The organism is Cryobacterium sp. Hz9, assembly GCF_004402825.1.
Classification (GTDB): Bacteria; Actinomycetota; Actinomycetes; order Actinomycetales; family Microbacteriaceae; genus Cryobacterium; species Cryobacterium gelidum.
Genome location: NZ_SOFC01000014.1, coordinates 384217 through 397709 on the forward strand (window position 1 = coordinate 384217; position 13493 = coordinate 397709).

General features: G+C 64.1%; 15 protein-coding genes, 1 tRNA gene and 1 pseudogene. 9 read left to right on the plus strand and 8 right to left on the minus strand.

All coding sequences use genetic code 11. From position 1 onward, the window contains the following. Positions 1–49 precede the first annotated feature (49 nt). Complete coding sequence (aspS, locus tag E3N85_RS08595) at positions 50–1363, plus strand: aspartate--tRNA(Asn) ligase (protein WP_134462280.1); 1314 nt, start codon at positions 50–52, stop codon at positions 1361–1363. Positions 1364–1472: 109 nt separating this feature from the next. Here aspS and E3N85_RS08600 read toward each other — a convergent pair whose 3' ends face one another. The 4 genes from E3N85_RS08600 to E3N85_RS08615 all read right to left on the minus strand — a co-directional run bounded on the left by E3N85_RS08600 (position 1473) and on the right by E3N85_RS08615 (position 2852). Beyond that, positions 1473–1772 (minus strand): Dabb family protein, encoded by a 300-nt coding sequence (locus tag E3N85_RS08600; RefSeq protein WP_134462061.1) that lies wholly within the window; start codon positions 1770–1772, stop codon positions 1473–1475. Then, on the minus strand, positions 1769–2038 hold the full coding sequence (locus tag E3N85_RS08605; protein WP_134462064.1) for a glutaredoxin family protein: 270 nt from the start codon (positions 2036–2038) through the stop codon (positions 1769–1771). Before E3N85_RS08605 ends, E3N85_RS08600 begins: the two co-directional genes overlap by 4 nt. Positions 2039–2153: 115 nt before the next feature. After that, positions 2154–2252, minus strand: coding sequence for a 30S ribosomal protein bS22 (locus E3N85_RS08610; RefSeq protein WP_003792170.1), 99 nt, complete (start codon positions 2250–2252; stop codon positions 2154–2156). A 132-nt stretch (positions 2253–2384) separates the two neighbouring features. Beyond that, entirely contained in the window at positions 2385–2852 is a 468-nt protein-coding gene (locus tag E3N85_RS08615) for a helix-turn-helix transcriptional regulator (protein ID WP_134462066.1), read from the minus strand. A gap of 178 nt (positions 2853–3030) precedes the next feature. Here E3N85_RS08615 and E3N85_RS16760 point away from each other — a divergent pair. Both E3N85_RS16760 and E3N85_RS08625 read left to right on the plus strand, forming a co-directional pair. Next, a pseudogene (locus E3N85_RS16760) lies at positions 3031–3138 on the plus strand (TrkA family potassium uptake protein); the annotation flags it as partial. 123 nt (positions 3139–3261) lie between these two features. Beyond that, the gene (locus E3N85_RS08625; protein ID WP_134462069.1) at positions 3262–4647 is read left to right on the plus strand and encodes a cobalamin biosynthesis protein CobQ; all 1386 of its coding nucleotides are present in this window, start codon (positions 3262–3264) and stop codon (positions 4645–4647) included. Between the two features lie 40 nt (positions 4648–4687). On the opposite strand, the gene proC is transcribed toward E3N85_RS08625, so the two are convergent. After that, the gene (gene proC / locus E3N85_RS08630) at positions 4688–5536 is read right to left on the minus strand and encodes a pyrroline-5-carboxylate reductase (RefSeq protein WP_134462072.1); all 849 of its coding nucleotides are present in this window, start codon (positions 5534–5536) and stop codon (positions 4688–4690) included. Between the two features lie 95 nt (positions 5537–5631). Here proC and E3N85_RS08635 point away from each other — a divergent pair, with 95 nt between their 5' ends. Beyond that, positions 5632–6594 carry a cation diffusion facilitator family transporter gene (locus tag E3N85_RS08635; protein ID WP_134462075.1) on the plus strand — a complete coding sequence of 321 codons (963 nt, stop codon included), beginning with the start codon at positions 5632–5634 and terminating at the stop codon, positions 6592–6594. Positions 6595–6597: 3 nt separating this feature from the next. On the opposite strand, the gene tadA is transcribed toward E3N85_RS08635, so the two are convergent. After that, on the minus strand, positions 6598–7074 hold the full coding sequence (gene tadA / locus E3N85_RS08640) for a tRNA adenosine(34) deaminase TadA (RefSeq protein ID WP_206751240.1): 477 nt from the start codon (positions 7072–7074) through the stop codon (positions 6598–6600). A gap of 46 nt (positions 7075–7120) precedes the next feature. On the opposite strand from tadA, the gene upp reads away from it, so the two are divergent. From upp to E3N85_RS08660, 4 genes are all read left to right on the plus strand, one after another. After that, positions 7121–7753 (plus strand): uracil phosphoribosyltransferase, encoded by a 633-nt coding sequence (gene upp, locus E3N85_RS08645; protein ID WP_134462078.1) that lies wholly within the window; start codon positions 7121–7123, stop codon positions 7751–7753. Between the two features lie 521 nt (positions 7754–8274). Next, positions 8275–8979, plus strand: a complete 705-nt coding sequence (locus E3N85_RS08650) for a winged helix-turn-helix domain-containing protein (protein ID WP_134462081.1) — start codon at positions 8275–8277, stop codon at positions 8977–8979. A gap of 409 nt (positions 8980–9388) precedes the next feature. Next, positions 9389–9787: a MarR family winged helix-turn-helix transcriptional regulator gene (locus E3N85_RS08655; RefSeq protein WP_134462286.1), complete on the plus strand. Its 399-nt coding sequence runs from the start codon at positions 9389–9391 to the stop codon at positions 9785–9787. Between the two features lie 98 nt (positions 9788–9885). Continuing rightward, on the plus strand, positions 9886–10584 hold the full coding sequence (locus tag E3N85_RS08660; protein WP_134462083.1) for an SDR family oxidoreductase: 699 nt from the start codon (positions 9886–9888) through the stop codon (positions 10582–10584). 132 nt (positions 10585–10716) lie between these two features. Here E3N85_RS08660 and E3N85_RS08665 read toward each other — a convergent pair whose 3' ends face one another. Then, complete coding sequence (locus E3N85_RS08665) at positions 10717–12180, minus strand: cryptochrome/photolyase family protein (protein WP_134462086.1); 1464 nt, start codon at positions 12178–12180, stop codon at positions 10717–10719. A gap of 123 nt (positions 12181–12303) precedes the next feature. Continuing rightward, positions 12304–12376: transfer RNA gene (locus E3N85_RS08670), tRNA-Arg, on the minus strand. A gap of 359 nt (positions 12377–12735) precedes the next feature. On the opposite strand from E3N85_RS08670, the gene E3N85_RS08675 reads away from it, so the two are divergent. Beyond that, a complete protein-coding gene (locus E3N85_RS08675; protein WP_134462089.1) occupies positions 12736–13485 on the plus strand; it encodes a flavodoxin family protein in 750 nt (249 codons plus the stop codon). Positions 13486–13493 lie beyond the last annotated feature (8 nt).

Below are 13493 nucleotides of genomic sequence, written 5' to 3' on the forward strand. Positions count from 1 at the left end.
GCGCTCCGCTGGCGGCTCCGGCTAAACTCAAATCGTGACTTCGCGCGTATTGATCAAGAACCTGTCCGCTCTCGACGACGGCCCCGTATCGGTGTCCGGCTGGGTCGATACCGTTCGAGACCAGAAAAAGGTGCAATTCGTCGTTCTGCGCGACGAATCCGGTGCCGTTCAGCTGGTCAATCCCCGCACAACGGATGCCGATGGCGTCGTCGTCGCCGATGAGCCGGCCACCAGCATCTCCGGTCTCGCCCAGGGCACCTTCGTCACCGTGACCGGGCAGCTCAAGCACGACGAACGGGTGAAGCTCGGCGGCATCGAGATCAAGCTCACCTCCCTCACCGTGGTGTCCGCCGCCATTCCCGAGACGCCGATCGCGGCCGACTCGAGCCTCGACAAGCGCATGGACTGGCGCTTCCTCGACCTGCGCAACCCCAAGCAGAACCTCATCTTCCGCATCCAGACCACGTTCGAGCACGCGCTGCGCACCTACTGGATCGAGCACGACTTCATCGAACTGCACACCCCCAAGCTCATGGCGAGTGCGAGCGAGTCGCGCGCCGAGCTGTTCGAGGTGGGCTATTTCGACACCAAGGCGTACCTCGCACAGAGCCCGCAGTTCTTCAAGCAGATGGCCCAGTCGGCTGGCTTCGGCAAGATCTTCGAGGTGGGCCCGGCGTTCCGAGCCGACCCCTCGTTCACGAGCCGGCACGCCACCGAGTTTACCAGCGTCGACAGTGAGATCAGCTGGATCGACAGCCACGACGACGTCATGGCGCTGCACGAAGACCTCATGGTCGCCGGGTTCACCGCCGTACAGAAAAAACACGGAGACGAGGTCAAGGTCCTGTTCGACGTTGAAGTGACCGTTCCGAGCACTCCGTTCCCGCGCATACCCCTGGCCGAGGCCAAGGAGATCGTCAAGAGCCGCGGCTACGAGGTTCCCCGCGACGACGACGACATGGACCCGGAGGGCGAACGCCAGATCGCCGCGTACGTGGCCGAGACGTACGGGCACGAATTCGTCTTCCTCACCGACTACGCCTCGAGCATCCGCCCGTTTTATCACATGCGTCACGAGGGCGACGCATCGATCACCAAGAGCTACGACCTCATCTTCAACGGCACCGAGATCTCCACCGGCGCCCAGCGCGAGCACCGCATCGAGGTGCTCGAAGCTCAGGCCATCGAGAAGGGCCTCGAACCGAAGGAAATCGAGGGCTACCTCGACTTCTTCCGCTACGGAGTTCCTTCGCACGGCGGTTTCGGCATGGGCCTGGCCCGGGTCTTGATGCTCATGCTGCACCAGGCGTCGATTCGCGAGGTCACCTACCTGTTCCGCGGCCCGACCCGCCTCGAGCCGTAGCTCAGTCGGTTCCGGTTCTGGGCACGAGGACGACCACGGCCGTCTGCGTCGAACGGCGATGCCGAGAACCAACGCGCGCTCCCCTCTCCTCGAAAAGGCGCCCGGCGGGTTAGACCTCGAGGTCGACGGCCAGTCGATCGGCGACGACGGTGCGAATGAACGCGCCGACCTTTTTGTGCTCGGGGTGCCTCTGGTAGCGGTCAAGGGATTCGAGGTCGTCGAAATCGGCGATCAGCGCGACGTCCCAGTTCTCATTACCGGCGACATCCGGTCCCACCGTCAACGCACGGATCTCGGGCACGACACCCATCAGGGATTCCAGGCCCGCCACGATTCCGGCCGCGTCGTCGGCTTTCTTGCGCGGGGTGAGGGCGTTGAGCTTCCAGCAGACGATGTGACGGATGGTCATGAAACCTCCAGTAGGGCGGTGCGCAGGCGCACAGGATCGATACGCCAGTAGTTGTGCACTTTGCCGTTGATGAGGAGCACCGGAATGTCCTCGAGGTACAGCTCGTGCAGGTCGGCGTCATCGAGGATGGAACGTTCCTCGAACGTGATCGTGGGTGCCGCCGCGTCGTCGGCGAGCTTGGCGACCACGCTGCTGACCAGGTCACGTGCGTCGTCGCAGAGGTGGCAACCGGGCTTGCCGATCAGGGTCACGAGAGCGGTAGGCATGGTTCCAGCCTACGCCGACGGCGCGGCACACCGGTCGCGATACAGCAAAAAGCGCCAGTCCCGAAGGGCTAGCGCTTTGCTCGACGACGAGAAGAAGTTTTGCTTCTTTGTCGCTCTACTTCTTATTACGACGCTGGTGGCGAGTCTTGCGAAGCAGCTTGCGGTGCTTCTTCTTCGCCATACGCTTGCGTCGCTTCTTAATTACAGAACCCACACGGACCTCACAAGTATTGGTTTAGTCGCGGGGCCCGCGACTGACACGAAAACACCATTCTATCGGACAAAACCGGATCCAACTACTCAGCACCCGAATTGGACGGTTTGTGAGGGTGCGAACGCGGTCGTCTCAGCCGTTTCTTCGCCACTTTTTTGCGGTGGCGTCTTTGACGACATGCGACATTTGCGAGGCATCGGCGAAGGCCTTGCCTATGGCCGAAGCGAAGGCGCGCTGTTCGTCTTTCAGGCCAGCATCGGCCTCGAGATCGGCGTTTTTGACGGTTTGGTCGAAGTCGACGCTGAGGAACGGAATCAACCAGTCCTCGATCTCTTCGAACGGCGAGAACTCGAGTCGGTAGAAGCGGTGTTGTCCGTTTTCACGCACGGTGACCAGACCGGCTTCGCGCAGCACCTTGAGGTGTTTTGAGACGGTGGGCTGGCTCAGGCCGAGACGCACGACAATGTCTGACACACTCAGCTCGCCGCGAACCTCCGCGGAGGGACCGCGACTGTCTCCGGGTGGAACAGCGCGCTCCAAGAGGATGCGCAAGATGTCCCGTCGCGCCGAGTCCGCCACCACGGTAAAGATGTCTGCCATAACCTCAGGGTAGTCATTGCCGTTCGGGAGTACCACGTCAAGCCTGCGAGCGTCGCAGTGATCGAACACTGACGCCGCTACCCGACCCTGTGTTCACGGCCGTCTCGGTCATCTGCGGCACCGGCCTGGCCACGGTCGACATGGCCACCGATCAGTCGCCCTTCGGTAAGCCCCGGTAAGCCCCGGCAAGCCGTTCACCTACGCGACCCCGGTGACTGTCGTGTCAAACCATCACCTCGTCATCGTGTCGGGCGCCGAGGCCGATATTGAACGGTTCGCAGCGCTCGGATCATGGCGCTCCCCCAATTTGGGGGAGTCGACCAGCTATCCTCCTACTAGGGACCTTTCTCGCCGCATCCCACCTGAGGCTGCGAGCTGACAATGTGTCCGTGGACGGAAAGGCTCTCCCATGTCATCCGACGTGCCCGCTCTCGCAAACATCCCGGCTGACATTGTCGCCGCAGTCCAGACCGACACCACGGGCGAGGTGACCATCGATGGCTTCCGGCGGCGTGTCACCGGCACCGATGAAGCCGGCGTTCGCGAAGAGATCATCGGCCTCGTGGTCGAGACCGCCCGCAGCCGCGGACAATCCTTACTGCTTCAGGTCAGCGACGAACAGGGCGATTGGCCACTGACCGTGCACCCCAATGGGCGTGTCGAGTCGGCCGGGCCGGTTATCGTTGCCAGTCACCCGAAGCGGGCGAGCACCATGCCCCTTCCGCTGGTGACCCCGTTCGAGAAACCGACACCGTTCGCCACGCTCGTGCAGCCGCCCGTCGCGGCACCGAAGAGCGCGCTGTTCGAGTCGCTGTTGGCACCCTCGACGGATGCGGCGGCCGCATCACCCGCTCTGTCACCGGTTGCACCGAACCTGGCCGACTTTCTCAACTCGCGGCCGCCGGCGCCCGCCGGACCGGCCGAGCGGGGCTGGCAGGGCGCCCTCCGCCGCCTGACCGGCGGCCTGGTCTCGCCCACGCCGAGTTCGACCGAGCGTCAGCACCGTACGGCCGTCGCGGCCGTACAGCGCAGCCTGAACGGCCCGCGAACGATCGTGGTACTCAATCCCAAGGGCGGAGCGCACAAGACGACGGCGACGCTGCTCATCGCGGCCACGTTCGGCATCTATCGCGGTGGCTACACCCTCGCCTGGGACAACAACGAGACCATGGGCACGCTCGGCGTGCGCGCTCAGGCCGCCCGGCACACCAACACGGCGGTCGACCTGCTGCGCGACCTCGACCGGTTCGGCGACACGCGCTCCCGGGTGGGTGACCTCGACAACTATGTGCGATCGCAGGGTGATGCGCAGTTCGACGCGCTCGCCTCTGACCTCGATCCGGCGGGCGCAGCCAGCATCGACGATGACGCCTTTCGCAAGCTTCACGCGTCGCTGAGCCGCTTTTACCGGGTTCTCGTCATCGACACCGGCAACAACATGCGGGCCAGTAACTGGGAAGCGGCGGTCGATGCCGCCGACCAGCTGGTGATCGTGTCGACCATTCGCGAAGACACCGGCTATGGTGCGGCCTCACTGATCGACGGCCTGCGGCAGAAGGGTCACGCCGACAAGGTCGCCCAAGCGGTCACCGTGCTCGCGTCGCCCTCGAAGACCGCCGACGAGCAGCTGTCTAAGCGTCTGCACGACCACTTTCGCCAGCTCACCCGCACGGTCGTCGATGTTCCCTACGACGCCTCACTGGTCGGTGGCGGCCCGCTCAACGTCGACGCCCTGGCGCCGCGCACCCGTGCCGCGTGGCTGCAGGCGACGGCCGCCATCGCCGAAGGGCTCTGATGAGCGCAGGGCTGTAACGTACGCAGGGCTGCCGGGCCACTTACGAAGCGGCCAGTTCCCGGGCGCGCGCGAGGGCGGCGTCCGTTGCGGTGTCGAAGAGCTCTTTCAGCCCGCCCTTCTCCAGCTCCCAGATGGCACGCTCCGTCGTGCCGGCCGGGCTCGTCACCTGGCGCCGCAGCTCGCTCGGCGATTTGTCCGACACGGCGAGGAGAGCGCTCGCGCCGAGGAAGGTGCCGTTGACCATGATGGCCGCTTCCTCGCGGGTGAAGCCCTTGCTGCAGGCCGTTTCGGTGAGCTGTTCGATCAGGTAGAACACGTAGGCCGGGCCGGAGCCGGAGATGGTGCTGAGGGCGTCGAGTTTGCTCTCGGGCACGACCAGCACGTCGCCGACGGTCGCAAACAGGGCGCTGGTGAGCGCCAGGTCGGCCTCGCTCGACCGGGTGCCGGCACTGATACCGGTGACGGCCATGCCGACGACGGCGGGGGTGTTCGGCATGGTGCGAACGACGTGCACAGACTCGGGCAGCAGCGACTCGAAGGTGTCGATCGTGACGCCGGCCGCGACGCTCAAGACCAGCGTGCCCGGCGCGAGGGAGGCTCCGATTTCACCGAGCAGATCGGCCACCATGTACGGCTTGACGGCAATAATGACGATTTGGGCGCCATCGATCGCCTTGAGGTTGGCGTCAGCGTCAACCTCGGTCGCGTAGGCGGTGACGCCCTCGGTGTCGGCCAGCTCTGCCGCCTTTACCGCTGTGCGGTTGGTCACGCGAATGCCGCCGTCCACGGTCACGCCCGGCTTGAGCAGGCCGGACAGAATGGCGCGGGCCATCGATCCGGCGCCGAGGAAGGCGATCGTGGGCAGAGTCACATTCTGAGGAGAGGTCATCCGACCAGTCTACTTTTTCCGCCATCGGACCGCCCTGAATGGCCAACTCGACACAGCCTGGGACGTGCGCTGGCACACGGTTCTAAGATGCTTTCATGAGCGCATCGGGCGGAAACAAGGCAATCGTGGCGGCATTCGCGGCTAATCTGGGCATCGCAGTGACCAAGTTCGTAGCCTGGGCATTTTCCGGCTCGTCCTCGATGCTTGCCGAGGCGGTGCACTCGGTCGCGGATGCCGGCAATCAGCTGCTCCTGCTGCTGGGGGGTCGTAAGGCGAAGAAGCGGGCCGACCTGGAGCATCCGTTCGGCTATGGGCGCGAACGCTACGTCTACGCCTTCGTGGTCTCGATCATTCTGTTCTCGATCGGCGGGGTGTTCTCGCTCTATGAGGGCTTCGACAAGCTGCAGCACCCACATCCGCTCGAAAACGTTTGGCTGCCGATTCTGGTGCTCGCCATCGCGATGGTGCTCGAAAGTTTTTCCCTGCGTACCGCGATCAAAGAGTCCAACCATGTGCGAGGAAACCAGACCTGGGTGCAGTTCATTCGACATGCGAAGGCCCCCGAGCTGCCGGTCGTGCTGCTCGAAGACGTGGCGGCCCTCACCGGCCTTACCTTCGCCTTCGTGGGCGTAGGCCTGGCCGTCATCACGGATGAGCCGATCTGGGACGCCGTCGGTACGCTCGCAATCGGTGTGCTTCTGGTGCTCGTCGCGATCATTCTCGGCATCGAAACCAAGAGCCTGCTCGTCGGTGAGGGCGCGAGCAAGAAAGACCTCGACGCCATCAAAACCGCCATTCTGGACGGCCCCGAGACCAAACGCATCATTCACCTCAAGACGCTCTACCTCGGCCCGGATGAGATTCTGGTCGGCGCCAAGCTCGCCTTCGACGGTGAGCACCGCGTTGCCGATGTCGCCACGGACATCAATGCCGTCGAAACTCGCATTCGCGCCGCAGTACCGCTCGCTCGAACGATCTACCTCGAGCCCGATATCTTCTTCGACCCGAACCTGGCTGATCCCCCGACAGACACCTTCGTGATCAAGGGGCGGGAATAGACCTCAGCGGCTGGCTCGGCGGGCGGGATCGTTGAAAAACTCCCGCAGGATCTCGCTGCACGCGTGCGCATTGACGTCGGCAAAGACCTCGACCCGATGGTTGAGCCGACGGTCGCGCAGTACGTCATAGACCGATCCGGCCGCTCCCGCTTTCTCGTCCCAGGCGCCGAACACGACCGTTGGCACCCGCGCGGCGAGAATCGCGCCGGCGCACATCACGCAGGGTTCGAGGGTGACGATCAGGGTGCATCCGGTCAGGTGCCAGTCGCCGGTGTGCGCGGCGGCCTGCCGGATGGCCACGACTTCCGCGTGGAGCGTCGGGTCTTGGTGTAATTCACGCTCGTTCCGGCCCCGGCCGATCACGTAGCCGGCAGCATCGACGATGACGGCGCCGACCGGAACGTCGTCGGAGGCGAGAGACGCGCGTGCCTCGGTCAGGGCGAGCAGCATCCACTCAGTGTGCTGATCTCGTGCGCGCATGTGTCAACCTCAAGCCGTGGGGATTGCCTCTAGTAGAATTGAGCCTATGCGAGTCCATGTTGCCGACCACCCGCTCATCACGCACAAGCTCACCGTGCTTCGCGATAGGCACACGCCGTCACCGCTGTTTAGATCGCTGGTCGAGGAGATCATGACGTTGCTCGCCTACGAGGGCACGCGCGGTGTCCGCGTGGAGGCTGTCACCGTGCAGACCCCCGTGTCGGCCGCTCAGGGTGTGCGCATCAGCGAGCCGAAGCCGCTCGTGGTGCCTATTCTGCGGGCCGGGCTCGGGATGCTCGAGGGCATGGTGAAGCTGCTGCCGACCGCCGAGGTTGGCTTTCTCGGCATGGCGCGCAACGAAGAGACGCTGCAGCCCACGACCTATGCCGAGCGTCTTCCCGATGACCTGTCGGATCGGCAGTGCTTTGTGCTCGATCCGATGCTCGCGACCGGTGGGTCGCTCATTGCCGCCATCAACTTTCTGTTCGACCGTGGCGCAGTCGACGTGACAGCGATCTGCATCCTCGCTGCGCCGGAAGGCCTCGCCGCCGTCGAGAAAGCCCTCGCGGGCCGAGAAGTGACCATCGTGCTGGGCGCCGTTGACGAGAAGCTGGACGAGCAGGGCTATATCGTGCCCGGCCTCGGCGACGCCGGCGACCGTCTGTACGGACTGGTCTGACGAACTGATTGACGAGATCCGGTGGACGCATGCAGGTCCTGCGACCAGCGACACGCCAGGCCGGCTTTACATCAATAATCTTTGATTTATCGATGTTTCACCTTGGAAAATTTCACAATGCTGTGATGGTGCAACGAATCGCCTAAATGGACGCGACCCCGCGAACGTGGTGCACGTCATGCGGAGACTTCCCGCGACATCAAATTGACACACGCCGTCACATTCCGCTTTACTCATCTTTATGACAACCAGCGCACGCCCCCTGACCTCCCCCGAGGCCCCCGGGACTGCCGCCATGATGATGGCCGGCATCCCCGCCAGCCGCTGTTGCCGAATGTGTCGCTAACCGAGACCTTCCTTCGCGTCCCTGCCTGACTGACTTCTGAATCGTCGGGCCGACGCCCCGAATGCTGGTTTGCAGCATTCGCCCCCGGCCTGCGGGCCACACCGGAACCTCCATTCGGAAATCGCGCTTCGCGCATCCGTCAGGCTCCTCTCGATCGAACAGTCAAGGACCCTTCATGTCTCTCGCACACATCCACGCCACGCGCCCCACACCCTTCAACCGCCCCGATTTGACCCTGGCACCGCCGGTTGCCGCTCCGCGCATTCGCGCCGTGCCGGCCGGTACCGAAGCTCGCGGCTTCGTTCTCTACGTCGGCATTGACGAGGCCAAGGCGGCCGCAGCCGGCACGAGTCTGAACCGCATCGTTGAGGCGCTCAAGGCCCTCGCCGCCGACATCGTGCCCTCGTCTGAAACCTACGCCGCCGTTGCACTGGCTCCAGAGGGTGCCGGCGGACGCGACGTTGATGTCGTGCGCCTGGCCCTGCAGGACCCGGCTGCTTTGGCTGCGCACCGCGCCGAACCCGAGGAACTGGACCGTGCACGCAGCGGCGTCGTGGTGGACATCTCCCGTAAGCGCGTCATTCTCGACAATGAGACTGCCGCGCTGACCTACAAAGAGTTCGAGCTGCTGCAGTATCTCGTGCTGCGCGAAGGCCGCACCATCGACCGCGCTGAGATCATTTCATCGCTGTGGAACTCCGCCGACGAGGATGACGCTCCGAACGAGCGCACCATCGACGTACACGTTCGTCGCCTGCGCTCCAAGCTCGGCCGCTATGAAGACATCGTTCGCACGGTGCGCGGCGTCGGCTACCGTTTCGACCGCCACGCCGATGTCGCCATTCGTCAGTCGACCACCCCGAGCCCCGACCTGTTCTAGGCCGTTTCGCCGGATGGGCGCGGACCCGGCGCCATTAACGTGACTGAGGGCCAGTCGCAGAGGCTACGACTGACCCTCTTCCCTTGCACCAAGAGTGTCCTGCAATCACATTCCACGTCATCCGCCACAGCAAACGGTTGACGCACCTAAAATATATAACGAATAGGTAACGGGCGCCACCTTTCGTGGAGAAAATCACCTGCGAGTTTCATACCAAGCGCCTGACTGTTCCCCCACTGAGCGGATCCCGCTCCACGGCCGCCCCACGGCCGCACACGGTGCCCGCCGAACGCCCAGAGTCTCTATCCTTGGAGGACAGCGGAGAGAACAAGGCGAGGAGCCGCAGGTGGTGGATCGAACGGTCGCGGTGAGCGCGTGGGAATCCCTGTTTCGGGCCCAGGTCGCCATCATGCGCAGTCTGGCGGCGAATTTTCCCTCGAAGGAAATTTCCCTCAACGAGTACGACGTGATGTTCAATCTGTCTCGGCAGCCGGACCGGCGCATCCGCTTGCGCGAACTCAACCAGCATGTGCTGTTGACCCAGCCGAGCGTGAGCCGGCTCGTCGATCGGCTCGTCTTCCGCGGGTACCTGCACAAGCACACCGATCCAACAGACGGTCGCGGTGCCATCATCGAACTCACGGATGCCGGCCTCGCCCTGTTTCGGCGGGTCGCCGTTGACCATATGGACTCCATCGCAGGGCGCATCGGCGAGGCCCTCAGCGAGGCCGAGCTGCAGCAACTGACGATGCTGTGTGACAAGTTGCGCAGCGATTGTTCTGGCGACGATCCAGTTCCCGGGGACTAGCCGGGGGTGGGGACCGTCGGCGGGAGCAAAGACGTGCTCGCGTCTGCCGATACCATCAAACTCGCGCAATCACTCATGAGTCCGTCTAGTCTGAAGGCATGACTTCTCTCGCCAGCTCCTCCGTGCTCGTCGTTGGCGCCACCGGCGGCCTGGGCCATGAAATTGCCCGGATCCTGAGCGCGGAGGGCGCCCTGCTCACCCTCCACGGGCGCAACGCGCAGCGCGTGATCGATTTAGGCATCGCCGGGGCGGTGGCCAGTGGCGACCTGTGTGATCCGGAGACCGCTACGCAGCTCGTGGCCGCCGCAGTGGCCGCGCATGGCCGCCTCGACGGCATAGTCAACGCCGCTGGGCTCGTAGCGTTCGGCGCCCTGGCGGAGGTCTCAGACGACACGATCGACACCCTGATGGCGGTGAATGCCACAGCACCGATGCGGCTGCTTCGCGCCGCCCATCCCGCCCTGGCTGAATCGGCGGCGGCACACCGTGATCCATTCTTTCTCACGTTCAGTGGCATCGTGAGTGAGAGTCCGACCGCGAATATGGCGGCCTACTCGGCGTCGAAGGCGGCCCTAGCCGCGTTCGGGACGGCGGCCGGGCGTGAAATACGGCGGGACGGCATCCGTTTCATTGACGCGCGCCCCGGCCACACCGAAACCGGACTTGCCACCCGGCCCATCCAGGGGTCCGCGCCGCGACTTCCCACCGGGTACCGCCCCGCGGATGTCGCCCGCCGCGTTGTCGACGCGATCATCGCCGGCGAGCGGGACCTGCCGAGCACCGCTTTCTCCGCGTAGCGGGCAGCTTCCACGAAACGCCACCCTCTACCGGTCGGTGCGCTACCGGTCGGTGCGCTACCGCTCGGTGCGCTACCGCTCGGTGCGCTACCGCTCGGTGCGCTACCGCTCGGTGCGCTACCGCTCGGTGCGCTACCAGTCGGTGCGTTCGCGTTCCTGTGCAACGACGGCCTCACGGTCGACGAGGCGCCGCAGCCCGGCGAGCGGCTGACTCATGCGGTGATTGCCCCGAATGCGCGGCTCCACACGGTCAAGGAATGCCCAGTAGCCAGCGGTGAAGGGGCACGCCTGTGGCCCTAGCCTGATCTTTGGATTGAACCGGCAGCTCCCGCAGAAATCCGTCATTTTCGAGATGTACGCCCCGCCCGAGGCATAAGGCTTGGTCGCGACCATGCCGCCATCGGCGTGCTGGGACATGCCGATCACATTGGCCGGCATCACCCAGGGCGTTCCGTCGACAAAGGCATTGATGAACCAATCCGACAGGGCGGCCGGCTCGTAGCCGCGCTGCAACGACCAATTGCCGAGAATCATCAGCCGCGGAATATGGTGTGTCCACCCGGTGCGGGCGACCTCATCGAGCACATGGCTCAGGCACCGGGCCTCAACGGCACCACCATCCAGCTCCAAGAATGCCTTCGGTAGTGGCTCGTGCGCGGCGAGAAAATTGCTGTCGGCGACGTAGGTTTCACCGAGGTGCCAATACAGGTGCCATACCCAATCCCGCCACCCCATAATCTGGCGCACGACCGCCTCGGCGCTCGCGAGCGGCGCGCGCCCACCGTGGTAGGCCGCGACAACCGCGTCGATGACTTCCTGCGGATGCAGCAACCCTAAATTGAGCGGAACGCTCAGCCGCGAGTGCGCCATGGTGCTGTCACCGGTCAAGGAAGCATCTTCGAACGGCCCAAAGTCTGGCAGCCGCGTGTCGATGAAATCGTCCAAAGCCGCGAGGGCCTCGGCGCGGGTAGCGGCGAAACGGCGCGGGCCATCGTCTCCGATCAGGTGAACACGACCCTCACTCACAAGCCGGTCGAGGTCCCGACGCACTTCCTGATCGATGTCGTCCTCTGTGGGCGTCCACGGGTCGGGCAGGCCGAGACCGACCGCATGTTTCGGGGGAGGCTGCCGATTGTCATGATCAAAGTTGAAGCGCCCACCCTCCGGCTCCGAGCCGCGCATGAGTATTCCGGTGTTCGTGCGCACGTGGCGGTAGAACTGTTCCATCACGAGTCGGGACGCGGGCCGGCCGTCCGCCCAGCTGGCGAAGTCCTGCTCGCTCGTCACGAAACCCCGACTCGGCAGAACGGATGCCCCAAGCTCGGCAACCAGCGCCCGCGCGCCCCAGGACGTCGGGTTGATTACTTCGAGGTCACGTCCGGCGAGCGCATCCCGGTAATGCTCCGCGTGGATAAACTCGACGCGGTCGCCAAGCTCTCGAGCGCGGTGCCGCAGCGCGCTGAGAATAAGGTGGGCTTTGGCTCGATGGTAGGTACGACGACCCAGCACGGCGGTCGCTTCAACAAGGACGATTGCCCCGCCGTCGTCGTAGTGCGGGCCGAGCTGATCGGCGAACAAGAAGCGTGGCAGGGACATGCTCCCGAGTCTATCCCCGCGATAGTCGCAAGGCCGAGGGCGATCCGAGTGGGCACGTGTGCGCCGTCAAGGGGCATGAAAAAGCCCCTCCGACGACTTCATTGAGAGGGGCTTCAACACCTGTGCGCCCGAAGGGATTCGAACCCCCAACCTTCTGATCCGTAGTCAGATGCTCTATCCGTTGAGCTACGAGCGCATGTCAATCCCGCGAACTGTAACGCCCGGAGACAACTTGAAAACTATACCAGCTATCGCGGGCTCTCCGCGCCGCTGGGTGCGCAGCGCGGGTGTCAGCCTCAGATATTCCACCGCCGCCTGCCGCGCGCTGGAGGATTTTTCGGGGAATGACGCCGTTATTCCGGGAGAAAGTGCGTCGTGGAAGCCGGCCATAAAGCACAAAAGAGGGTGTCTAATAGGCTTTTGCGCTGAGTGGGAACGCTGCCCGCGTCCCACCCTGACCGGCTCCGGCAACCGAGCTGGCGGCCGCGACCGCGAGCCCGTCGACGCCGAAATCAGCCCCTGTTCACACGGTTGACCCGGTGCTTTACTAGACGAATGACGGAGATAAGCGGCACCCAAAAGCCCCTGAACCGGGAATCCTTTGAGTACTCAGAACTGCGCGCCGTGTTCATCAATTGCACACTCAAACGCAGCCCTGAGATCAGCAACACCCAGGGCATCGTTGACCTCAGCGCTCGAATCATGCGGGAGCAGGGCGTTGAAGTCGACATGATTCGCGCCATAGACCACGACATCGCCACGGGAATCTACCCTGACATGACCGATCACGGCTGGCAAACGGATGCCTGGCCATCTCTGTTCACCACCATACAGGCGGCCGATATTCTGGTCCTGGCCGGGCCGATCTGGCTCGGCGACAACGGTTCGGTGACCAGGCGCATTGTGGAACGGCTCTACGCACACTCGGGCGAGTTCAACGACAAAGGTCAGTACGTCTTCTACGGCAAGGTCGGCGGCGCCATCATCACCGGCAACGAGGACGGCGTAAAGCACTGCGCCGCGAACCTGCTCTACAGTTTGCAGCACATCGGCTACTCAATTCCGCCCGCCGCCGACTCCGGCTGGATTGGCGCGATTGGCCCGGGACCGAGCTACCTCGACGAGGGATCCGGAGGTCCGCAGAGTGACTTCACCAACCGTAATACCACGTTCATGACCTGGAACCTGATGCACTTGGCTTCCATCCTGAAAGCGAATGGTGGCATCCCTGCCTTCGGCAACGTGCGGGAGAAGTGGGACAACGGCGAACGGTTCGGTGCCGAACCCAACCCGGAATATCGGTAGCCTGGCCC